Below are 20,849 nucleotides of genomic sequence, written 5' to 3' on the forward strand. Positions count from 1 at the left end.
GGTTGAATTCAACGCGCTCTGTGCTCGCCTTTGCCGTTGCCTTTCTTGTTTTCCACGAGTTTTGACGCGTGCTTTTTCGCGGCGACCGGCTTGGCTTTCTTCTCCGGTTTCGCCTCGGGTTTGATCAAAGTCACTTCATCGCTGTCTTTGTCGTAAGCCACATCGACGGTATCGCCCGACTTGATCTTGTCACCGAGAATTTCCTTGGCGAGCTTCGTTTCGAGTTCCTGACGAATCTGCCGCTTGAGTTCGCGCGCGCCGAACTCTGGCTTATAGCCGACATCCGCGAGATGATCGACGAGCGTCGGTGCGACTTTCAACGTGATGTCCTGCGCCGCCGCCGTGCGCACCACGCGGTCGATCTGAATCTGCACGATCGCATGGATGTTCTCGCGCGAAAGCCCATGAAACACGATGATTTCATCGATACGATTCAAGAACTCGGGCCTGAAATGTCCCTTGAGCACGTCCATGAGTTTCGCGCGCACTTGTTTTTCCGGCTCGCGATCCGCGTCGCTCTTTTCCAGATTGTCCATGATGATGGACGCACCCAGATTGCTCGTCGCGATGATGATCGTATTGCTGAAGTCCACCACGCGGCCTTTGCCATCGGTGAGGCGGCCATCGTCGAATACTTGCAGCAGCACGTTATAGACATCGGGATGCGCCTTCTCGATTTCATCGAGCAGGATGACTGAATAAGGGCGGCGCCGCACGCGTTCGGTAAGCTGGCCGCCTTCTTCGTAGCCGACATAGCCCGGCGGCGCGCCGATCAAACGCGCCACCGCGTGTCGCTCCATGTATTCCGACATATCGATTCGGATGACCGCTTGCTCATCGCCGAACACGGTTTCGGCCAGCGCCTTCGCGAGTTCCGTCTTGCCCACGCCGGTCGGTCCGAGAAACAGGAAGGTGGCAATCGGCCGGTTCATCTGACCCATGCCCGCGCGTGAAAGACGCACGGCATCGCTGACGGCGACCACGGCTTCATCCTGACCGACCACGCGTTCGCGCAGCTTGTTTTCCATCTCCAGCAGCTTTTGCCGTTCCTCCTGTGTTAGTTCGGTGACCGGAATACCGGTGAGCCGCGACACCACTTCCGCAACCGAGGCGACGGTCACTTCCAGCGTTTCCGAACCCGTCTTGCGCTGCCAGGCTTCGGTCTGTTCATCGAGTTTGGCCTGCTTCTCCTTGATGCGTTCTTCAAAGCCTTTTGCCTCGTCAAAACGCTTTCTCGACGATGCATAGTCCTGCTCGCGCTTCAACTGCGCGATCTCCGCTTCGAGTTCCTGCATCTCCGGCGGTCGCGATTTCGAGCGGATACGTACGCGCGCCGCCGCCTGATCGATCAGATCGATGGCCTTGTCCGGCAGATAGCGCGACGTGATGTAGCGATCCGACAACTCCGCCGCCGCGACGAACGCGTCATCCGCAAAGGTCACCTGATGATGCGCCTCCAGCTTGTCCCGCAGCCCGCGCAGAATCACGATGGTTTGCTCGACGGTTGGTTCGGGCACCAGCACGGGTTGAAAGCGCCTTTCCAGCGCCGCATCTTTTTCGATGTACTTCTGATATTCGTTGAGCGTGGTCGCCCCGATCAGACTCAGCTCACCGCGTGCAAGCGCAGGTTTGAGCACGTTTGCTATATCCAACCCACCTTCGCCGCCACCTTGACCGGCCCCGACAATCGTATGCAGCTCATCGATGAAAACGATTAGTTCGTCCTGCTTCGCGGTGACTTCATCGATCAGTTGCTTGGCGCGCTCCTCGAATTCGCCGCGATACTTCGCGCCCGCGACCATCGAGTTGATGTTGATTTCGACGAGCCGCTTGTTGCGCAAATCTTCCGGCACGTCGTCGTTCACGATACGCTGCGCCAGCCCTTCGACGATAGCCGTCTTGCCCACGCCCGGCTCGCCGATCAGCACCGGATTGTTCTTCTTGCGCCGCGCGAGCACTTCGATGGTGCTTTCGATTTCCTGCGCGCGGCCGAGCACCGGATCGAGCTTGCCTTCGCGCGCCATCGCCGTCAGATCGCGGCCGAACTTGTCGAGCGTGGGCGTGTTCGTCGGCGTATCGACACGGCCATCTTCCGCGCCCTTGCCGACCACCTTCACCACTTTCTGCCGCAGCGCCTCGGGCGTCACGCCGTACTTTTTAAGCAGCGTCCCCGCGATGGAATCCGGCACCGCCGCCAGCCCGATCAGCACATGCTCCGGTCCGACATACGAATGCCCGAGTTCGCGCGATGCCTGAAACGCGTATTGAAACGCCTTCTTGAGCCTCGGCGAGATCGTCATCTTCTCGACGGATGCATCGGCGCTGGCCTTGCCCTTTTGCGCGTGTTCGTCGATATAGCGGCGAATGTCGTCGGGCGAGAGCTTCATCTCCTTGAACAAGGCCTGGACGACATCGGTGTCGGCGAGCACGTAGAGCACTTGCTCTGTGTCGAGTTCGGTCTTCTGCAACTCGTGCGCCTTCTCGGCGGCGCGTTGCAGCAATTCCATTGTTTGTTCGCTGAAGGCATCCGTGACATCGACGGAATCGCGCGGCACGGAAGCGACCATGCCTTCGTCGTCGTCTTCGTCATCGTGAGCATGCGCGCCGGGCATTCCGCCCATCAGACGCGACAAGCCGCCGCCGAGCAGCGAGTCGAACGGGTTCACCATGCTTTGATGCCGCATCAATTGGCGATAGTCGTATTCGCAGATCGACATCGTTTTGCGCTGGCCGTTTTGCGCGACGGTCACTTGTGCGACCGCAGGCCGGGCATGACAGATTTCGCAGAGCGCCATGATCGATCGTCTCCGGGATTTCAGGGTGGTTGAAGTTGAACCGGTCGCGCGCGACAAGGCCGCGTCGTCGCCGGTCGTGTTCCCCTTGAGCCTGTTATGGAGCCGTGTTTCGCGATGCGGGCACGAACGTGCCGCGATGGATGAGGCTCGCGCCCGCGCCAATGACGCGAGCGCATGATGTGCTGCGCAGCCTCAGTCGCCGCGCGTGAACGTGACGCCGGACGAGTGCTCCGTCTCGTTGTTGAACCACGCCTGCGCGCGGCTGCGCGTGGTGACCCACGAGTGATCGTCGGCCGGTATCAAATGCTGTCTGATGACGCGCCGCGCCCGTTCGATGCCATCACGAATGGCTTCTTCCGGCGTGCGCCATTCGGGCTGAACAGGTTCGGGCCACGTGTCGAAAACGGCCTTGCCGTCGCGGCTCACGGTCGGGTCCGCGAGCCATGCGCCGCGTTCGTTGCGCCGCGTCGCGATGGAGATATCGAAGCCCGCGTAGATATCGGTGGCAGATTCCATGGAGTCCTCCCTGCAAGCGTCAGACAAATACGCAATCCATGCGTCGTTCCCGCGTTTTCCAAGTCTATGCAACAACCGCGATGTTTGCCATCGCGCCTTATCGCGCGGGCAAGGCGGGCATCGTCTTATAAGTTGTGCGATGCTACGAATGCCTGACACAGGCATCCTGAAAGGGAACCCAATAATTGGGCCACAAGGCCCACGGAGGAGACATGAACATCAAGAAGGCGATCGATCGCGTGCCGGGCGGCCTCATGCTGGTGCCGCTGATTTTCGGCGCATGCGTGCATACGTTCGCACCGAACGCGGGCAAATTCTTCGGCTCGTTCACCAACGGGCTGATCACCGGCACCGTGCCGATTCTCGCCGTGTGGTTCTTCTGCATGGGCGCGACCATCGATCTGCGCGCAACCGGCGTGGTGTTGCGCAAGTCCGGCACGCTGCTCGTCACGAAGATGCTGGTGGCGTGGATCGCGACCATCGTCGCGGCGCATTTCATTCCGATCGACGGCGTGAAAGCGGGCCTGTTCGCGGGGCTGTCCGTGCTCGCCATCACCACGTCGATGGACATGACCAACGGCGGTCTCTATGCCGCAGTTATGCAGCAATACGGCACGCGCGAAGAAGCGGGCGCGTTCGTCTTGATGTCGATCGAATCCGGCCCGCTCGTCAGCATGATCATTCTCGGCGCGACAGGTGTGGCGGTCTTCGAGCCGCGCTTGTTCGTGGGCGCGGTGCTGCCGTTTCTGATCGGCTTCGCGCTCGGTAATCTGGATGCCGAACTACGCGAGTTCTTCGGGCGCTGCGTGCATCCGCTGATTCCGTTTTTCGGCTTTGCGTTGGGTAATGGAATCGACCTGCATGTGATCGCGACGAGCGGTTTGCCGGGTATCGTGCTCGGCTTGGGCGTGATCGTCGTGACGGGCATTCCGCTGATTCTCGCGGATCGCTGGATTGCGGGCGGGAATGGCGCGGCGGGACTGGCGGCATCGTCCACGGCGGGCGCGGCGGTGGCGAATCCGGCGATCATCGGCGAGATGATTCCGCGCTTCAAGCCGCTCGTGCCGGCGGCCACTGCTATGGTCGCGACGGCTTGCCTCATCACCGCGATTCTGGTGCCGATCCTCACGGCAATCTGGGTGCGCAAGGTGCAGCGCCGCGACGTGCCGCAAGCCGTGCCGGACGAAGAACTCAGGCCGCTCAGCGAACGCGACATGCACGCTTGATTTATTCAAGCGCCGTCCGGGCTCAACACGCCCGCGAACCTTTCGCGCAGATGATCGAGAAACAGGGTGGACGCCAGATTCAGTTCCGCCTTCTCGCGCACCAGCACGCCGAAATTGCGCGAAAGGTCGATATCCACGAGATCGAGCGTGGCCCGCGATTGCAGCGAATAGCGCTGCGCCATGTAGCGCGGCAGCAGCGTTGCGCCGAGGCCCGCATCCACGAGTCCGAGCACGGTGCCGACGTTGGTCGCGTGCTGCAAGGTGCTGAGCCTCAGCCCGCGCGTGGCGAGCGCTGCCGATAGACGCGTCTGCAAGGGCGCGTAACGGTCGAGCAGCATGAGCGGAAGGTCGGCCAGTTGCTCCAGATTGATTTCGCCCGCATTCGCCAGCGGATGCGTGTTCGGCAGCACGACGAGCATCGGCTCGCGCGCGAGTGGCTCGAAGTGCACCTTGTCCGAATCGCCATCGAAAGCGGTCACGGCCATGTCCGCCTGACCGGTTTCGATGCACTCCACCACATCCTCGTATTGCAGATCGCGCACCTGTATCTGCATGTCCGCATGAACTTGCCGGAACGACTGGATGAGTTGCGGCAGGATGACGGCCGCGAGCATCGGCGTGGTGGCGATCACCGTGCGCAGTCTCGACGCCGCCGCGCGCGCCTGAAAATCGAACAGTAATTCGCGCAGGCCCCGCAAGGTGGCCCGTGCGCGCGCGGCGAGTTGTTCGCCATCGGGCGTCGCCATCACGCGGCGCGTGGTGCGCTCGACGAGCTTCGTCTTGAGCAGCGATTCCAGCCGCTGCACGCGGTTCGTCACCGAAGGCTGCGAGACGTGCATCTTCTTGGCCGCCGCGCTGAAACTGCCCAGTTCGACCACCGCCAAAAAAGTCTCCAGTTCGATCAGGTCGAAGCGCAGCGTGACAGCATCGGGGCCGTCGTGCTTGGTTGAGCCTGCTTCGCGCGGCATTCCTCGTCTCCTTCCTTTGGCCGGGATTTATAACCCTGTCTTATAAATTCATATTCTAAAGCGAATGGAGTTTCACGTCCTCGTTATCGATAATTTCCTCACTGAAGAATGAATCGCGCGCGTGGCCACGCACACCGCACGCCGCGCGCTAACTCGAGACGGAGACTGCATGAAGGATGAAATCAAGATCCTGACGCCCAACGGCATCCTGGGGTACGGCATTCCCGCGGCCGACTTCTGGCGCGGCATCGACCAGCAACCCGACGCGATGATCGTGGATGGCGGCTCGACCGACCCCGGCCCGTATCTGCTCGGACTGCCCAAGACGCTCGTCACGCGCGAAGCCTATTTGCGCGACCTCTCGCTCATGCTCGATGCCTGCGCGAACCGCAAGGTGCCGATCTATATCAGTTCGGCGGGCGGTCCCGGCATCCGCGCGCATGTGGATTTCATGGTCGATGTGATCGCGGAAATCGCGCAGCGCGAGGGCTACCGCTTCAAGATCGCGAAGATTTATTCGGACATCGATCCTTCCTATGTGCGCGATGCCATGGGCGAAGGCCGCATCTCGCCGTGTGCGTCTGCGCCGGAATTGCAGGTTGAGGATATCGGTGCGTCGTCGCATATCGTCGCGCAGATGGGCGCGGAGCCGTTTGCGAAGGCGTTGCGTGAGCATCCCGATCTGGACATCATCATCGCGGGACGTTCGTATGATCCCGCGCCGTTCGCGGGCCTGTGCATGCTGCATGGCATCGACGCGGGCATCTATTGGCACATGGGCAAGATCGTCGAATGCGGCGCGAACTGCGCGGAGCCGAAGGGCAAGGTGATTCTCGCCACCATCCGCCGCGACAGCTTCGATCTCGAACCGATGAATCCGCTTGAGCGTTGCACGCCTGCATCGGTCGCGGCGCACACGTTGTATGAGAAGACGCGCCCCGATCTGCTGACCGGTCCCGGCGGCGTGCTCGATCTGCGCGAAGCGACTTACGAGCAACTCACGGAACGCGCCGTTCGCGTGCGCGGCAGCCGCTTCATTCCCGCCGATGACTACACCGTGAAGCTCGAAGGCGCAGGCGTGGTCGGCATGCGCACGATCTTTATCGGCGGCATTCGCGATCCGATTCTCATCGAACAGATCGACGACTTTCTGGCGCGCGTGAAGAACGAAGCCTTCGAAACGTATCCCGAGTTGCGTTCGGGCGAGGCGCTGCTCAACTTCCACGTCTACGGCAAGAACGGCGTGATGGGCAGCTTCGAGCCGCTCGCCAACGTGGTGCCGCATGAAATTGGCCTGCTCGGCGAAGTGACCGCGCGCACGCAGGAACTCGCGAACGCCATTTGCAGCAGCGTGCGGATCGACGTGTTGCACACGCCTTATCCGGGGCAAGTGGCCACGGCGGGCAACTTCGCCATTCCGCTCAATCCGCCTGAGAACCCCATCGGTCCGGTCTGCAAATTCACGGTGTATCACGTGATGAAGATCGATTCCCCCGTTGACCTGTTTCCGATTCAGATCGTGGAGGTATGAACATGATCGCAAGCCAGCACAAGACCCTGCGCGACTTGGCGAAAGTCGTGCGCAGCAAGAACTCCGGCCCGTTCGAAATCACCTTCGACGTGATCTTCGACGATGTACCGCTCTACGAACGCGTGAAGGCCAGCGGCGCGCTGACCGAAGCGCTCATCTGCAAGCTCTACAACGTCACGAAGGACGACATCGTCACGATGATGTTCTTCGACCCCGCGCGCGCGTTCAAGCTCACGCTGAAGCGTTCGTGGGCGCAGGGCAGCGTCGGCGAGCGCGATACGTTCGGTGCGCAGCAACATGCGCCGCTGCTGAGCGTGGAGATTCCCGGCGTGTGACTTAGTTTGAAAAAAGAAGCCGTTTTATAAAGACACAGTGAGGAGACAAGATGGTCAACGATTCGGATATCCGGCGAGTATCGATCGCCAGCGCCATCGGCGCGACGCTTGAGTGGTACGACTTCTTCATTTTCGGATCGGCCGCGGCGCTGATCTTCAACAAGCTGTTCTTCCCGGCATTCGATCCGGTCGCGGGCACCATCGCATCGCTGGCGAGCTTTGCGATCGGGTTTATCGCGCGGCCGGTGGGCGGCATCGTCTTCGGGCATTTCGGAGACCGTATCGGCCGCAAGGCCATGCTCGTGCTCAGTCTGCTGATGATGGGCAGCGTGACCTTCCTGATCGGCTTGCTGCCGACGTATCAGAGCATTGGGCTGGCTGCGCCAGTGCTGTTGACGACGCTGCGCTTCCTGCAAGGTTTCGCGGTGGGCGGCGAGTGGGGCGGCGCTACGTTGATGGTCGTCGAACACGCGCCTGCGCGTAAGCGCGGCTTTTATGGAAGCTGGCCGCAGATGGGCATTGCCGCCGCGCTGATTCTCTCCACCGGCGTGATGGCCGTCACCACCACGATGACCACGCCCGAGCAATTCGCGGCATGGGGCTGGCGGGTGCCGTTTCTGTTGAGCGGCGTGCTGGTGATCGTTGGCTTCATCATTCGGCGGCGCGTGTCGGAATCGCCGAGCTTCAAGAAGTTGCAGCGCGCGCATGCGGTGGCGAAGCTGCCGATCGCGACCGTGTTCGCCACGCAGAAGAAGCGCACGTTTCAGATCGTCGCGGCGCAGGCGGCCGAGAATACGAGCTTCTTCGTGATCTCCGTGTATGCGCTGGTGTATCTCACGCAGAACCTGCATATCGCGCGGCCCATGGCGTTGCGCGCGTTGATGATCGGTTCCTTCGCCATGTTGCTGTCGCAGCCCTTGTTCGGCGCGCTGTCCGACAAGATCGGCCGCAAGAAGGTGTACATGGGCGGCATGATCTTTCTCGGCCTGTTCATCTATCCGCTCTTCAAGATGCTTGATACCGGCAGCTATCCGATGATCGTCACCGCGATCACGCTGGCGATGACGCTCGGTCTGGGCAGCACGCTGGCGGTTCAGCCCGCGCTCATCAGCGAGCAGTATCCGGCGGCGATTCGTTATAGCGGCGTGTCGGTGGCGTATCAACTCGCAACCGTCATCTGGAGCGGCCCCACGCCGATTCTCGCCGCCATGTTCGTGATGTGGGCGGGCGGTTACTGGCTGCTGGCGGCGTTTATCGTGCTGGCTGCGGTGATTTCGGTGCTGGGCATCATTCCGCTGCGTGAAGCGGCCAATGCGTCGCTGACGAGTCTCGAAGACGGTTCGGACCGTGAGCCTCACGCCGATGCTTCGTCGATTACGTCGGGCCTGCAGGGGGAGCGTGCATCGTGATTCGATTCAAGATTGGAAATGTGACGGCCACGTTGGTTCAGGAGACGGTGGATAAATCGTTCGACTTCCTGAAGTTCTTTCCTCTGGCGACGCCGGAAGCGCTTGCGGAGAATCTCTCGTGGATGGCGCCCGGCCATTACGATCCCGCGACCGGGCGCATGCTGTTGAGCATGCATTCGTGGCTGCTGGATACAGGCCGTCAAAAAATCCTGATCGATGGATGCGTCGGCAACGACAAGGATCGCCCCGGCCGGCCCGACTGGTGCAATCTTCAGACGCCGTTTCTCGATCGTCTCGCGGCGGCGGGCGCGGTGCCGGAGGAGATCGATTATGTGTTGTGCACGCATTTGCATGCGGATCATATCGGCTGGAATACGCGATTGATCGGCGGGCATTGGGTGCCGACTTTTCCGAATGCCAAGTATGTATTCGGGCGCACGGAGAACGATTACTGGGCGGCGCGCTTTGCTAAGGAATCGACGGGGCATCATATTCTCGGCTACAAGGATAGCGTGTTGCCGATCATCGAAGCGGGTCTTGCGATGATCGTCGATGACTATGCTGAGATTGCGGACTGTCTGTTTATCGAGCCCGCGCCGGGGCATACGCCGGGGCACGTGGCGATCTGGCTCAAGTCGGATGGGGAATATGGCGTGTTGACGGGGGATATTCTTCATCATCCGGTGCAGGTGAAGTATCCGGCTTGGAGTTGCTTTGGTTGTATCGATCAGGTGATGTCGGCGCAGACTCGCCTGAAGGTGCTTGAGAAGACTTGCGAGCATGGGGCGCTTTTGTTGCCGGGGCATTTTATGGCGCCGCATGCGGGGTTTGTGGATGGGAAGGGGGAGGGGTTTGAGTTTCGGCATCCGGAGTGAGGGTTTTTTCGTCGTGCAAGGGGCTTCTTCTGTTTGGGCTTTTATTGCAGTAGCCGCCTCCCCGGCGGGGGGGTAACTTTCTTTGCTGCTGCAAAGAAAGTCACCAAAGAAAGCAGCTTTTTACCCCATGCACGATGGCCGGAGAGGGTTGGTCTGGATTAACGGATGCAGTGGCCGCAGTAGGACTTTCCACGCATAACTTGCCGCTTAGGCAACCTCGCGATTACGCGCTCGAATCCTTTTGACTTAGTGGATCGCATTCATTCAATCGGCCATGCGCTACGCGCGCCGAGAACCTAAGAACGGAATCCCGCAGCCTATAAGCGCCCAGCCACCTCACGCTTCCCCGCAAGATTGCTATTCGGCCCTACCTTGATAAGCACTTCGACAAAAAGCCTTGAGCCATAGATTCGCACGCTCTGTAGAAGCACTTATCGAGGTAGGGCCCAATGGGGCGGGTGCGATGTGGTTTGATGAGGCTGGGCGCTCATACGCTGCGGGATTCCGTTCTTATGTTCTCGGCGCGCGAAGCGCATGGCCGAAAGAATGAACGCGGTCCACTTAGTCTAGAGAGTTGGAGCGCGTAATCGCCAGGTTGCCTAAGCGACTCGTTATGCGTGGCAAGTCCTATTGCGGCCACTGCATCGTTAATCCAGACCAACCCTCTCCAGCCAGCGTGCATGGGTTAAAAAGCTGCTTTCTTTGGTGACTTTCTTTGCAGCAGCAAAGAAAGTTACCCCCCCGCCGGGGAGGCGGCTACTGAATATAAACGCCCAAAAACCAGCAGCCCCTTACACAACAAAAACAACAACACCACTGTCCGAAACCCACGCAACGTTGCATTTGCCCGTTTTACGGTCGAATTTGCATCTCTGCATCAAAGGTCAGTAAGAACCCATTGAACCCCGCTCCAAATGAAAGAATCTGTTACACCTCGAATCTAACCCATAGTCACCGAACGTACGAGCCATTGAGAGTGGCCAACATGGCAGTAGCCCGGCCGTCACGTCCTCTCTTCCGGCGCTCGGGCCGAAGATAAAATCATGGCCCGACGCCGTCCACTGACTCGTTACGAAGGAAGGAGACGGACATGGCGGACAATTCCAAAGTAATAGATGTGCTCGACAGGCGCGTCGAGCGTCGCGAAAAGCGTAGGCAGTTTTTCCGGAGCGCGGGCGGGCTCGGGCTAGGCTTGGTAGGCGGTACGATCCTCGGTGCATGCGGCGGCGGCTCGGGCGACAACGCCAACGCGGCAACCGGACCCACGGACCCGGAGATCCTCAACTTCGCCCTGAATCTGGAGTATCTCGAAGCCACGTTCTACGCATACGCCACGACGGGCGCGGGCCTGGCCGCGAATCTGTCGAGCGGTGCAGGAACGCAAGGCAAGGTCATTCCGGGGCAGCAAGTGAACTTCACCGATCCCGTGGTCGCGGCGTATGCGCGAGAGATCGCGAAGGATGAACTTGAACACGTGGCCTTCCTGCGCAGCGCGCTCGGAACGGCCGCGGTTGCGATGCCCGCACTCGATGTCGGCGGCACCGATCCGAACGGCGCTTTCTCAATGGCCGCTCAGGCAGCAGGCCTCGTCCCGGCCGGCACGCCGTTCAATCCGTATCTGAATGACAATAACTTCCTGCTGGGCGCGTTCATCTTCGAGGACGTCGGCGTGACGGCTTACAAGGGCGCGGCGCCGCTCATCACCAACAAGGTGTATCTTGAAGCGGCGGCGGGCATTCTGGCGGCCGAGGCGTATCACGCGGGGCTGGTGCGAACCGTGCTCTACAGCAAAGGCATTCAGACGCCGAGCCTCATCACTTCCGCGCAAGCCATCTCGGATGCGCGTGATTCGCTCGATGCATCGACCGACGTCGATCAGGGCATCGCCGGGGCGACGAGCGATATCTCCAATATCGTTCCGCTCGATAACAACGGCATCGCCTTTAGTCGGAGTTATGACGATGTGCTCAACATCGTCTATCTGAACAAAGGCGCGGTGACGCAAGGCGGGTTCTTCCCGGCTGGGGTGAATGGCACGCTGCATATGAGCAGCGCATTCGCGTAAAGCAACGAAGCAGGTCGCGATGCGCTTGAAAAAGCGCATCGCACAGCTTGATTCAATATGGAGACTTTCGGATGGTGAGAGGCGCCCTTCGGCCATATCTCGTCGGCATCTGTGTATTCACCGTGTCGTTCGTGTTGCTCTCGATTATATTCAGACATCCTGAGCGAAAACCGAACGAAGAGGCGTGGTCGTCCCGGCAACGCGCGTCCATCGTGACGGGTGCGGTGCGGGAGAAGCCGGCGGTGGCGGCATCGGCGGCATCGACGATAACAGCACCGAAGGACGAAGCACCCGCGCAGGCGGCTGTCATCGATGAAGCCTCGGCACCGCCGCGCGTCGAACCGGAAAAGCGCGTTGTCGAAGAGCGGCGAACGCGCTCGACTCGTGCGCATACGCGCATGGTCAGGCGAGAGGAAGCCAAGGCTGAAGCGCCGCGTCCGCTACCTGAAACCGCGCCCGCGATAGCCGCCACGCCGCCTGTCGAAGCGCCTGTCGTACACGAAGAGGTTACGCCCAAGGTCGAGCCTGCTCCTGCTCCTGCTCCCGCGCCGCCACCTCCCGTCGTCGCGCCGACAAAACCGGTTCTTACAAGCGACACGCCTGCGCCAAAGACACGTCAGCAAGTCGAAGACGAACTACGTCGTGCGAGAGCCAGCGGTGCGTTGCCGAAGTTCGGCAATCCCAACCCGGCCGGCCCGGGCGGCGTTCCAAGCGATACCAAGTTGCCCTGACGATGCACGACGCATGACACCGTGTCATCGATGAAATGTCCTGTGCATCATTTTTCCAGAAGCGTGATCGGCCTACGATGCAACCCATCGCATCAATCACCGATCTTCTGGAGAGAACATGTACGCCATCACGGGAATTACAGGGCAAGTCGGCGGCGCGCTCGCCGATGCATTGCTGGCATCGAACGAACCGGTTCGCGCAGTCGTACGCGATGCCGCCAAGGGCGCATCATGGGCCGCGCGCGGATGCGAAGTCGCACTCGCCGACATGTTGGACACGAACGCGCTTGCACGTGCATTCGAAGGTACGCGAGGCGTGTTCATTCTCATGCCGCCGGTCTTCGATCCCGCACCGGGTTTCTCCGAGGCACGCGCGATGATCGAGTCGATCGTGACCGCGCTCGAACAAGCAAAGCCCGAACGCGTGTTGCATCTTTCGACCATTGGCGCGCAAGCCACGCAGACCAATCTGCTCACGCAACACACCATGCTCGAAACAGCGCTTCGCAAGTTGCCCGTCGCGCTGACGTGCCTGCGTCCCGGCTGGTTCATGGAAAATTGCACATGGGATGTGCAGTCCGCGCGCGATGAAGGCATCGTGCATTCGTTCCTGCAACCGACTGAGCGCGCCATACCGATGATCGCGACAAAGGATATCGGCGGCCTTGCGGCGCAACTCATGCGTGATGCGGGCAGTAACAAGTGTGTTGTCGAACTCGAAGGGCAGTCGCGCGTCAGTCCTCTCGATATCGCGGCCGCCTTCGCTGAAGTGCTCGGCAAGGCGGTGCGCGTGGAAACGGTGCCGCGCGAATCATGGAGCGCGTTGTTCACGGCTCAGGGCATGAAAAACCCGGAGCCGCGCATTCGCATGCTGGATGGCTTCAATGAAGGCTGGATCGATTTCGAAGGTCACGCGGGCGAGATCATGAAAGGCGAAACACCGCTTATTGATGTGATCCGCTCGCTGGTGCAGCGCGGCTGAGTTTCACTCGCTCGCGTCGGTCTGCGCACGTTCAAGCTCGGCGTGCGCTTCATCCACTTTGCGTTGACGCTCGGCGATTTTCTTCGCGCTCTTGCCTTGCGTCTTCGCTTCCTTCAGATCGCGTTCGCGCTCCGCCAGTTTCTTTTGCGCTTCCGCGACCTTGCGCTCGCTTGCGTTTCTGAGAGATGCATCGGTGCAATTCGCATTGAGCTTCGCCAGCGCCGTTTCCAGTCCATCGACACGATTGGCATTGCCATGCGCGCGGGCATAGGCAATCTCCTGTTCGACGGACGCGCGCTTGGCATCGCAATTGGCCTGCGCGAAACAAACGACGGGCGAGGCAATCGACAATACGAGCATGAGTCTGATGGCGCGGTTCATCGTCAAGTCCTCACACGATTGAGTGGAAAGCAGGATAACAGCGTATCGGCTCGATTGCGCGTTGTGGATCGCTCGATCTAAAATGGCTTCGACTCGACCCGGAGACGTGCACATGATTCAGCTCTACTTCCATCCCACGCCGAATCCCGCAAAAATCGCGCTGTTTCTTGAGGAGGCCGGCATGGCCTACGAAATGAAGCCCGTCGATACGAGCAAGGGCGAGCAGCATGCGCCCGCATTTCGGGCAATCAATCCGAACGGGAAAGTGCCCGCCATCGTCGATCCGCTCGGACCGGGTGGCAAGGAAGCCGTCGTGTTCGATTCGACCGCCATCCTGTTGTATCTCGCGGAGAAGACGGGCAAGTTTCTCGGCGCGCCCGAAGATCGCGCGCCCTTGTTGTCGTGGCTCATGTTCATCGCGAGCGGGCTGGGGCCGTTTTCAGGGCAAGCGGTGCATTTTCAGTATGCCGCGCCACAAGGGCTCGACTATGCGGTGAACCGCTATCGGCGCGAGGCCGAGCGGCATTATCAGGTGCTTAACGATCATCTCAAGGGACGCGAGTTTATCGCTGGAAATAGCTATACGATCGCGGATATATCGGCGTGGGGATGGATCGATCGTGCATCGCGCGTGATGAAGGGCAGCGAAGATCCGCTCGGGCCGTTCCCGGAAATCAAGCGCTGGTTCGCACAGATCGATGCACGTCCCGCCGTTGCGCGCGCCCGTGCCGTGAACAAGCAGCACGCGTTCAAAGCCGTCAACGACGATGAAACACGCCGCGCGCTGTTTCCATCGAACTATCCGAAAGAGGCGTGATGCATGCCGCGTCCGCGTGAATTCGACGAAGAAGCCGCGCTCGATGCCGCCACCGCGCATTTTTGGTCGCATGGTTTCGAGGCTACCTCGGTGCGCGATCTCGCGGCATCGATGGGACTGACTTCGGCAAGTCTATACAACGCGTTCGGCGACAAACGCACGCTGTATGAACGCGCGTTGGAGCGTTATGTGGAGCGCGGGTTTCGTGACCGCGTGCGGCGCTTCGAGCATCGCTTGGCGCCGCGCGACGCCATCGCGGCTTTCTTCGCGGAGATCGTCGAGTTGTCCTTGAACGATCCGCATCGCAAGGGCTGCTTGATCGTGAATTCGGCGATGGAACTCGCGCCGCATGACCGGCAGTTTCATCGCGTGCTCAATGGCGTGCTGAAAGAGATGGAAGCGTTTTTCCTGCGCTGCGTGAGCGCAGGCCAGGACGATGGCTCGATTCCCGCGACCCTTCCTGCGGCAGACATGGCGAAGAGCCTGCTTGCTTCGTTGATGGGTCTGCGTGTGCTTGCGCGCGTGAATCCGCAACGTGCGTTACTCGAAGGCGCGGCACGTCCCGCGCTTGCGATGATCGGCGTCAAAGAGAAGCGCAAGCGCCGTTCACCAGCGCAATAACTTAGGTCCGAGCAACGCGCCGATTCCCGTCGCCGCCAGCAGGCCGAGCGCATACCACACGCTCCAGAACGCCGGGCTCATCTCGGGACAATGCAGGCAATAAACGAGCGTGGCGAGCGCGCTTGCGAGCAATCCTGCTGCTGCGCCCGCAATCGTGAGACGCGTGGGCGCAAGACCTCGCATGATCCATATCACCGCAGGAAAAACCGGCACCGACAGCAGCAGGATATTGAAAGGACAACTGCGCCACGACTGCCCGAGCACGAGCGGTAAGCGTTCGCTGCTTCCAGCGCCCTGAAGCACGAATGCGCCCGCTATCCATACGATGATGAAAGGCAGCACGACCAGCGCCTTCGCATGTCCGACGCGCGCGCCGGGACGTCCCAGTTTCAGCACGAGCAACAACGCGCCCACAGCGAGGCACAGCGGATACGCGAGCTTGACCCAGAACATCGGCGTGTGCGCCGCGCTGCGCAGGTCGGGCCGAATTCCATAGATTGCGAGCATCAGCAATAGCGAACCGAGCAGGCCGGGTACGAGCGCGGTCACGAACCGCCGCGCGAGCGCCCGGCGATCGACGGGCGCAACGCCGGTCGAGAGCAGGTCGATCAGATCGTCGGTTTTCATCGGGTGCTCCGCCTGGTTTGTCGTATCAATGCGGAAAGCGCCTTGAGTCCGCGATGCACACCGATCTTCACCGCCGACTCCGACAGCCCGGTAATACGCGCGGTTTCCACCACCGACAGCCCTTCGAGCTTCACATGCACGATAGGCAAACGCTGCTTGTCCGGAAGATGCGCGAGCAGCTTGCCGATATCCTGACGCGCCATCTCCGACGAGTCATCCGTGGCGGCGAACAGTTCGATGGTGTCATCGAGCGGGTCGTTCTGTGCGTCATGACGTTCGCGCGCGCGAAAGAAATCCGTCAGCTTGTAGCGCGCGATGGCATGAACCCACGCCGTTAGCGGTTCGCTTTCACGATACGTATGCCGCGCGTTGTGCACTGCGAGCAAAATGTCCTGCACGAGATCTTCGATATCTTCGGGATAGCGCGCAATACGCTTGCGCAAGTACGCGCGCAAATGCCGCGTAAGCGCCTGCAGGAAGCAGCGGTAAGCGTTCGAATCGCCCGCCAGTCCGCCGAGAAAGAGGGACTTCAGGCGCAACTCCGCGTCGTGCACGATGGTTCCGGTGATGGCATGCAATCCCGAGGGCGGCGCGAGCGCCGGCGAGCGATCGTGTATTAGATCGATCGTTTCAGAATAACCGATGCCGTGGTGCGCCGCAATGGCGCCGCCGTGTTCCATTGGATTGGCCATGTTACGTGCGAGTGACTATGACTAGTTCGATGGAAACCGCCGCACGGTTACAGCTTTTTTTTGCTTCGCCTGTAACCCGCGCTGCATGCGGCACGAACTGACTTGCATCGACACCGCAAACGAGAGCGTTCACATGGCAACGACACTGGATCAAGCGCCGCCCACAAAACCGGCGCGACCGGTTCACCCGGTCTGGCTGCGCATCACGCACTGGCTCAATGCGCTGGCCGCCATCGTCATGATGCTGTCCGGCTGGCGTATCTACGATGCATCGCCCGTGTTCGCGGGCATCGTCATTCCGCCGGCGCTCACGCTGGGCGGCTGGCTCGGTGGTGCGCTGCAATGGCATTTCGCGGCGATGTGGCTGCTGGTGTTCAACGGCATCGTCTATCTCGCGTTCAATCTCGCGAGCGGGCGCTTCGTCGCGAAGTTCTTTCCGCTTTCCATTCGTGCTATATGGCGCGATCTGATCGCAGCGCTCAGCGGTCATCTCTCGCACGCGGATTTGCGGCAGTACAACGCCGTGCAAAAGCTCGCTTATCTCGTCGTGGTGATCGATCTGATGGTGCTCGTGCTCTCGGGCCTGGCGATTTGGAAATCGGTGCAATTCCCGTGGCTGCGCGAACTCATGGGCGGCTATGACCGTGCACGCGTTGTTCACTTCTGCGCGATGGCGGTGATGGCGGCGTTCATCGTCGTGCATGTCGCGATGGTCGCGCTCGTGCCGCGCTCGCTGCTCACCATGCTTCGTGGACGTTGAACATGAAACGCGATCAAAAGACCATTCTCATGACCGAGCGCGCCACGATTCTCGCGGATGCGAAGCGCGAACTCGACATGCCTTCAAGGCGTCTGTTCGGCAAACGCGCTTTGACGCTCGGCGGCCTTGCCATGCTCACGGGTTGTTCGATCACGGACGAAGACTCCGTGAATAAATTCCTGACCGCGGTATCGCGTCTGAACGACCGTGTGCAGGCGCTTTTATTCGATCAGACGCGTCTCGCGCCCACTTATACGGAAGCACAACTCACGCGGCCGTTTCCCTTTAACGCCTTCTACGGCATCGACGATGTACCGCATGTGAATGGCGGCGACTATCGCCTGAAAGTAAGTGGTCTCGTGAAAGGCCAGCGCATCTGGACGCTCCCCGAACTCTATGCGTTGCCGCATGCGGAGCAGATCACGCGGCATATCTGCGTGGAAGGGTGGAGCGCGATCGGACGCTGGGGTGGCACGCCGTTCTCGGAGTTTCTGCGTCGCGCGGGCGCGGATACGACCGCGAAGTACATCGCCTTCCGTTGCGCCGACGATTACTACGAAAGCATCGACATGCCTACCGCGCTGCATCCGCAGACCTTGCTTGCATTCGATTATGACGGCGAGCGTTTGCCCGCGAAATACGGCTATCCGATGAAGCTGCGCATGCCGACCAAGCTCGGTTACAAGAACCCGAAGCATATCGTCGAGATCATCGTGACGAATACGTTTCCCGGCGGCTATTGGGTCGATCAGGGCTACAACTGGTTCGGCGGTTCGTAAGCAAACCGAATGAAACACGTTTCTCATTGACGGCGGCAGGTGCCGTGCGTCACTTTCAACCCCAAGGAGTTATGCAATGAAGAAGATCATGATGGCGGCAATCACGGCTTTGGCATTCGGTGCGGCAATGGGCGCGCACGCGCAGGCAAGCGGCGCGATGGCCAACGACGCCATGTCGCACGATTCCATGAGCAAGGATTCGATGTCGCACGACAAGATGGGCAAGGACGACAAGATGAAGAAGCACGACTCGATGAGCAAGATGAGCCCGGATCATCCGGCATCGGGTGCCATGGCGCAATAAAGGAACGGGATGCGGCGGTTCGCGCCGCCGCATCTCACCATGCACTTTAAGGCATCAAAAAACCGGCGATGGCTTCTGCTATTTCATGTGCATGTGTTTCGAGCGCGAAGTGACCGGTGTCTAAGAAGCGCACGTCCGCATCGGGAATATCGCGCTTGAACGCTTGCGCACCGGGCGGCAAAAAGAACGGATCGTGCTTGCCCCACACCGCCAGCACGCGCGGCTTATGCGTGCGGAAATACGCCTGAAACGCGGGATATAACGCGACATTCGTGCGGTAATCGCCGAACAGATCGAGCTGCACTTCATGCGCGCCAGGGCGGCTCATGTAGTAATCGTCGAGCGAATAGCCATCGGGCGACACCTTGGAGACATCGCTCACGCCGTGCGTGTATTGCCACACAGTCGTTTCCTTCGAGAGCATCGGGCGCAAGGCATCGCGATTGGCTTGCGTGGGCGCTTCCCAATAGGCGCGAATCGGATTCCAACCTTCGCTCAAGCCTTCTTCATAAGCATTGCCATTCTGCGTGACGATTCCCGTGATGCGTTCGGGATGCGCCAACGCAAGACGAAAGCCCGTCGGCGCGCCGTAATCGAACACATAGATCGCGAAACGATCGAAGCCGATTGCTTCCGTGAAGCGGCCGATGACCTTCGCAATGTTTTCGAAGGTATAGGCGAACGTGTCGCGGCTCGGCATATCTGTCAGACCGAAACCGGGCAAATCAGGTGCGACGAGATGAAAACGGTCCGCGAGAAGGGGAATCAGATCGCGGAACATATGACTCGAACTCGGGAAGCCATGCAGAAGCAGCAGCTTCGGCGCGTTCGCCGGACCGGCTTCGCGATAGAACACCTTGAGACCATCTACGTCGATATGGCGATGCGTGATCGTGGACATGACGCGTTCTCCGTTGATAAGTTGTGTAACCGTGTTAAGCGTGCTTTGAAGGTTACTTACCATAGTTGTAACTTGTCAAGACGATTTTTAGCGGTTACGATGAAACCATCGTGCATTTGAATGGAAGTGACACATGGATGACCGCCCGATCCCGGCCATGTTCGTAGCAGACGCACCCGGCCTCGATTTTCTGAATTCACTCGCCACGCCGGTGGATGTGCCGATAGACTGGATCGCAGATGGTGAAGGGCTGTTGAACTGGCTCGAACAGGCGAAATGGGTGCCCGTGGACGTGATCGAACGCATGCGTGCGCAGGCATCGTCGGCGGAACTGGATGACGTCGCCGAGAAAGCGCGCGGGTTGCGTGAATGGTTCAGAACGTTCGTGCTGAAAAAGCGTGGACGTTCGCTTGTGCGGGCGGACTTGCGGGCGCTGGAGCCATTGAATCAGGCGCTACAGCGCGATCATCGATACGGGGCGCTCGTCGCGCGCGATGACGGCAGTTTCGATTATCGAATGCAACGCCGCTATGAGTCACCGGATGCCTTGCTCATGCCGATTGTCGAAGCGTTGGCGAAGCTCATCAGCGAAGAGGATTTCACGCACGTGAAGCATTGCGAAGGCGCGAACTGTACCTTGCTTTTCGCGGACCACACGCGCGGTCATGCGCGGCGCTGGTGCAGCATGGCGAGTTGCGGGAATCGTGCGAAAGTGGCCGCGCATCGAAAACGGTTGAAGGAAGCGGAAGAGAACGCCGATTAAAACAAGGAGACACCGTGGAGCACATCAAGGCAATCGCATTCGATTTATACGGCACGTTGTTCGATGTTCATTCTGTCGCGCAGCGCTGCGATGAAATTTTCCCCGGACGTGGCCGTGAGATCAGCGGCATCTGGCGGCAAAAGCAGCTTGAATATACGTGGCTGCGGAGTTTGATGAACCGCTATGTGACTTTCGAGCAGGCGACGGAAGATGCGTTGCGTTATACGTGTCGGCATTTGAAGCTCGATCTAAGCGAGGCGGCATGTGAAGCATTGTGCAATGCGTATCTTCGTTTGCAGCCGTTTGCCGAAGTGCTTGGGACGCTTCGTGAGTTGAAACAGCGAGGTCTTAGCTTAGCGATTCTTTCGAATGGATCGCCGCATTCCATTGGGTCGGTTGTTGATCATGCTGGTTTGCGCGATGCGTTTGACCATCTGTTGAGCGTCGATCCTGTTCGCGTGTTTAAGCCGCATGACCGTGTGTATGAACTCGCGGAGCGGGCGTTTGGTTTGTCGCGTGCGTCGATTTTGTTCGTTTCTTCAAACGCATGGGATGCCACGGGGGCGCGTTATTTCGGGTTTCCTGTGGTTTGGATTAATCGCGGGGGCGGCGTGTTTGATGAAATGGGGCAAAGGCCCGACCGCGAACTTCTAGGACTTGACGGGCTGCTGGAATTGTTTCCGAAGAACGCTTGAGTTGGATTTGTTGTTCTGTTGTGCAAGGGGCTTCTCTTGTTTGGGCTTTTTATGCAGTAGCCGCCTCCCCGGCGGG

General features: G+C 59.9%; 23 protein-coding genes. 16 read left to right on the forward strand and 7 right to left on the reverse strand.

What is annotated here, in order from left to right:
* Positions 1 to 8: 8 nt before the first annotated feature.
* Positions 9 to 2,798 carry an ATP-dependent Clp protease ATP-binding subunit gene (locus ACZCWR_RS28010; RefSeq protein ID WP_487306172.1) on the reverse strand — a complete coding sequence of 930 codons (2,790 nt, stop codon included), beginning with the start codon at positions 2,796 to 2,798 and terminating at the stop codon, positions 9 to 11.
* On the opposite strand from ACZCWR_RS28010, the gene ACZCWR_RS28015 reads away from it, so the two are divergent.
* Positions 2,794 to 2,973 (forward strand): hypothetical protein, encoded by a 180-nt coding sequence (locus ACZCWR_RS28015; protein WP_487306195.1) that lies wholly within the window; start codon positions 2,794 to 2,796, stop codon positions 2,971 to 2,973. The genes ACZCWR_RS28010 and ACZCWR_RS28015 overlap by 5 nt on opposite strands.
* 14 nt (positions 2,974 to 2,987) lie before the next feature.
* Here the strand turns inward: ACZCWR_RS28015 and ACZCWR_RS28020 are convergent, their stop codons facing one another.
* Positions 2,988 to 3,311: a DUF6566 family protein gene (locus ACZCWR_RS28020; RefSeq protein WP_487304926.1), complete on the reverse strand. Its 324-nt coding sequence runs from the start codon at positions 3,309 to 3,311 to the stop codon at positions 2,988 to 2,990.
* Positions 3,312 to 3,523: 212 nt separating this feature from the next.
* Between ACZCWR_RS28020 and kdgT the strand changes: the two genes are divergently transcribed.
* Complete coding sequence (kdgT, locus tag ACZCWR_RS28025) at positions 3,524 to 4,537, forward strand: 2-keto-3-deoxygluconate transporter (protein ID WP_487304927.1); 1,014 nt, start codon at positions 3,524 to 3,526, stop codon at positions 4,535 to 4,537.
* Positions 4,538 to 4,542: 5 nt separating this feature from the next.
* On the opposite strand, the gene ACZCWR_RS28030 is transcribed toward kdgT, so the two are convergent.
* Entirely contained in the window at positions 4,543 to 5,505 is a 963-nt protein-coding gene (locus tag ACZCWR_RS28030; protein ID WP_487304928.1) for a LysR family transcriptional regulator, read from the reverse strand.
* 169 nt (positions 5,506 to 5,674) lie between these two features.
* On the opposite strand from ACZCWR_RS28030, the gene ACZCWR_RS28035 reads away from it, so the two are divergent.
* The 7 genes from ACZCWR_RS28035 to ACZCWR_RS28065 all read left to right on the forward strand — a co-directional run bounded on the left by ACZCWR_RS28035 (position 5,675) and on the right by ACZCWR_RS28065 (position 13,433).
* The gene (locus tag ACZCWR_RS28035) at positions 5,675 to 7,036 is read left to right on the forward strand and encodes an acyclic terpene utilization AtuA family protein (RefSeq protein WP_487304929.1); all 1,362 of its coding nucleotides are present in this window, start codon (positions 5,675 to 5,677) and stop codon (positions 7,034 to 7,036) included.
* 2 nt (positions 7,037 to 7,038) lie between these two features.
* Positions 7,039 to 7,371: a DUF4387 domain-containing protein gene (locus tag ACZCWR_RS28040; RefSeq protein ID WP_487304930.1), complete on the forward strand. Its 333-nt coding sequence runs from the start codon at positions 7,039 to 7,041 to the stop codon at positions 7,369 to 7,371.
* Between the two features lie 50 nt (positions 7,372 to 7,421).
* On the forward strand, positions 7,422 to 8,780 hold the full coding sequence (locus tag ACZCWR_RS28045) for an MFS transporter (protein WP_487304931.1): 1,359 nt from the start codon (positions 7,422 to 7,424) through the stop codon (positions 8,778 to 8,780).
* Positions 8,777 to 9,655: an MBL fold metallo-hydrolase gene (locus ACZCWR_RS28050; RefSeq protein WP_487304932.1), complete on the forward strand. Its 879-nt coding sequence runs from the start codon at positions 8,777 to 8,779 to the stop codon at positions 9,653 to 9,655. Before ACZCWR_RS28045 ends, ACZCWR_RS28050 begins: the two co-directional genes overlap by 4 nt.
* A gap of 1,090 nt (positions 9,656 to 10,745) precedes the next feature.
* Entirely contained in the window at positions 10,746 to 11,720 is a 975-nt protein-coding gene (locus ACZCWR_RS28055) for a ferritin-like domain-containing protein (RefSeq protein WP_487304933.1), read from the forward strand.
* Positions 11,721 to 11,791: 71 nt separating this feature from the next.
* On the forward strand, positions 11,792 to 12,451 hold the full coding sequence (locus ACZCWR_RS28060) for a hypothetical protein (RefSeq protein ID WP_487304934.1): 660 nt from the start codon (positions 11,792 to 11,794) through the stop codon (positions 12,449 to 12,451).
* 118 nt (positions 12,452 to 12,569) lie between these two features.
* On the forward strand, positions 12,570 to 13,433 hold the full coding sequence (locus ACZCWR_RS28065; protein WP_487304935.1) for an NmrA family NAD(P)-binding protein: 864 nt from the start codon (positions 12,570 to 12,572) through the stop codon (positions 13,431 to 13,433).
* 3 nt (positions 13,434 to 13,436) lie between these two features.
* Here ACZCWR_RS28065 and ACZCWR_RS28070 read toward each other — a convergent pair whose 3' ends face one another.
* On the reverse strand, positions 13,437 to 13,814 hold the full coding sequence (locus ACZCWR_RS28070; RefSeq protein ID WP_487304936.1) for a DUF1090 domain-containing protein: 378 nt from the start codon (positions 13,812 to 13,814) through the stop codon (positions 13,437 to 13,439).
* Positions 13,815 to 13,926: 112 nt separating this feature from the next.
* Between ACZCWR_RS28070 and ACZCWR_RS28075 the strand changes: the two genes are divergently transcribed.
* Entirely contained in the window at positions 13,927 to 14,631 is a 705-nt protein-coding gene (locus tag ACZCWR_RS28075) for a glutathione S-transferase family protein (protein ID WP_487304937.1), read from the forward strand.
* Between the two features lie 3 nt (positions 14,632 to 14,634).
* On the forward strand, positions 14,635 to 15,252 hold the full coding sequence (locus ACZCWR_RS28080) for a TetR/AcrR family transcriptional regulator (protein WP_487304938.1): 618 nt from the start codon (positions 14,635 to 14,637) through the stop codon (positions 15,250 to 15,252).
* Here the strand turns inward: ACZCWR_RS28080 and ACZCWR_RS28085 are convergent.
* The gene (locus ACZCWR_RS28085) at positions 15,238 to 15,879 is read right to left on the reverse strand and encodes a DUF1109 domain-containing protein (protein ID WP_487304939.1); all 642 of its coding nucleotides are present in this window, start codon (positions 15,877 to 15,879) and stop codon (positions 15,238 to 15,240) included. The genes ACZCWR_RS28080 and ACZCWR_RS28085 overlap by 15 nt on opposite strands.
* On the reverse strand, positions 15,876 to 16,433 hold the full coding sequence (locus tag ACZCWR_RS28090; protein ID WP_487306173.1) for a sigma-70 family RNA polymerase sigma factor: 558 nt from the start codon (positions 16,431 to 16,433) through the stop codon (positions 15,876 to 15,878). Before ACZCWR_RS28090 ends, ACZCWR_RS28085 begins: the two co-directional genes overlap by 4 nt.
* Before the next feature lie 271 nt (positions 16,434 to 16,704).
* Between ACZCWR_RS28090 and ACZCWR_RS28095 the strand changes: the two genes are divergently transcribed.
* The 3 genes from ACZCWR_RS28095 to ACZCWR_RS28105 all read left to right on the forward strand — a co-directional run bounded on the left by ACZCWR_RS28095 (position 16,705) and on the right by ACZCWR_RS28105 (position 18,414).
* Positions 16,705 to 17,331, forward strand: a complete 627-nt coding sequence (locus ACZCWR_RS28095) for a cytochrome b/b6 domain-containing protein (RefSeq protein WP_487304940.1) — start codon at positions 16,705 to 16,707, stop codon at positions 17,329 to 17,331.
* Positions 17,332 to 17,333: 2 nt separating this feature from the next.
* Positions 17,334 to 18,110, forward strand: coding sequence for a molybdopterin-dependent oxidoreductase (locus ACZCWR_RS28100; protein WP_487304941.1), 777 nt, complete (start codon positions 17,334 to 17,336; stop codon positions 18,108 to 18,110).
* 76 nt (positions 18,111 to 18,186) lie between these two features.
* Positions 18,187 to 18,414 (forward strand): pentapeptide MXKDX repeat protein, encoded by a 228-nt coding sequence (locus tag ACZCWR_RS28105; protein WP_487304942.1) that lies wholly within the window; start codon positions 18,187 to 18,189, stop codon positions 18,412 to 18,414.
* A gap of 46 nt (positions 18,415 to 18,460) precedes the next feature.
* Here the strand turns inward: ACZCWR_RS28105 and ACZCWR_RS28110 are convergent, their stop codons facing one another.
* Complete coding sequence (locus ACZCWR_RS28110) at positions 18,461 to 19,315, reverse strand: alpha/beta fold hydrolase (protein ID WP_487304943.1); 855 nt, start codon at positions 19,313 to 19,315, stop codon at positions 18,461 to 18,463.
* A 133-nt stretch (positions 19,316 to 19,448) separates the two neighbouring features.
* Here ACZCWR_RS28110 and ACZCWR_RS28115 point away from each other — a divergent pair, with 133 nt between their 5' ends.
* Positions 19,449 to 20,078 carry a CGNR zinc finger domain-containing protein gene (locus tag ACZCWR_RS28115; RefSeq protein ID WP_487304944.1) on the forward strand — a complete coding sequence of 210 codons (630 nt, stop codon included), beginning with the start codon at positions 19,449 to 19,451 and terminating at the stop codon, positions 20,076 to 20,078.
* Between the two features lie 14 nt (positions 20,079 to 20,092).
* Positions 20,093 to 20,773, forward strand: coding sequence for a haloacid dehalogenase type II (locus tag ACZCWR_RS28120; protein ID WP_487304945.1), 681 nt, complete (start codon positions 20,093 to 20,095; stop codon positions 20,771 to 20,773).
* Positions 20,774 to 20,849: the final 76 nt, after the last annotated feature.

Source organism: Caballeronia sp. A2-2 (assembly GCF_057612605.2).

Coding starts and splice junctions, on each gene's coding strand:
- ACZCWR_RS28055 (WP_487304933.1), top strand. CDS start 10,746: ATGGCGGACAATTCCAAAGTAATAGATGTGCTCGACAGGCGCGTCGAG.
- ACZCWR_RS28080 (WP_487304938.1), top strand. CDS start 14,635: ATGCCGCGTCCGCGTGAATTCGACGAAGAAGCCGCGCTCGATGCCGCC.
- ACZCWR_RS28060 (WP_487304934.1), top strand. CDS start 11,792: ATGGTGAGAGGCGCCCTTCGGCCATATCTCGTCGGCATCTGTGTATTC.
- ACZCWR_RS28095 (WP_487304940.1), top strand. CDS start 16,705: ATGGCAACGACACTGGATCAAGCGCCGCCCACAAAACCGGCGCGACCG.
- ACZCWR_RS28105 (WP_487304942.1), top strand. CDS start 18,187: ATGAAGAAGATCATGATGGCGGCAATCACGGCTTTGGCATTCGGTGCG.
- ACZCWR_RS28040 (WP_487304930.1), top strand. CDS start 7,039: ATGATCGCAAGCCAGCACAAGACCCTGCGCGACTTGGCGAAAGTCGTG.
- kdgT (WP_487304927.1), top strand. CDS start 3,524: ATGAACATCAAGAAGGCGATCGATCGCGTGCCGGGCGGCCTCATGCTG.
- ACZCWR_RS28065 (WP_487304935.1), top strand. CDS start 12,570: ATGTACGCCATCACGGGAATTACAGGGCAAGTCGGCGGCGCGCTCGCC.
- ACZCWR_RS28020 (WP_487304926.1), bottom strand. CDS start 3,311: ATGGAATCTGCCACCGATATCTACGCGGGCTTCGATATCTCCATCGCG.
- ACZCWR_RS28075 (WP_487304937.1), top strand. CDS start 13,927: ATGATTCAGCTCTACTTCCATCCCACGCCGAATCCCGCAAAAATCGCG.
- ACZCWR_RS28045 (WP_487304931.1), top strand. CDS start 7,422: ATGGTCAACGATTCGGATATCCGGCGAGTATCGATCGCCAGCGCCATC.
- ACZCWR_RS28035 (WP_487304929.1), top strand. CDS start 5,675: ATGAAGGATGAAATCAAGATCCTGACGCCCAACGGCATCCTGGGGTAC.
- ACZCWR_RS28110 (WP_487304943.1), bottom strand. CDS start 19,315: ATGTCCACGATCACGCATCGCCATATCGACGTAGATGGTCTCAAGGTG.
- ACZCWR_RS28100 (WP_487304941.1), top strand. CDS start 17,334: ATGAAACGCGATCAAAAGACCATTCTCATGACCGAGCGCGCCACGATT.
- ACZCWR_RS28085 (WP_487304939.1), bottom strand. CDS start 15,879: ATGAAAACCGACGATCTGATCGACCTGCTCTCGACCGGCGTTGCGCCC.
- ACZCWR_RS28015 (WP_487306195.1), top strand. CDS start 2,794: ATGATCGATCGTCTCCGGGATTTCAGGGTGGTTGAAGTTGAACCGGTC.
- ACZCWR_RS28070 (WP_487304936.1), bottom strand. CDS start 13,814: ATGAACCGCGCCATCAGACTCATGCTCGTATTGTCGATTGCCTCGCCC.
- ACZCWR_RS28030 (WP_487304928.1), bottom strand. CDS start 5,505: ATGCCGCGCGAAGCAGGCTCAACCAAGCACGACGGCCCCGATGCTGTC.
- ACZCWR_RS28115 (WP_487304944.1), top strand. CDS start 19,449: ATGGATGACCGCCCGATCCCGGCCATGTTCGTAGCAGACGCACCCGGC.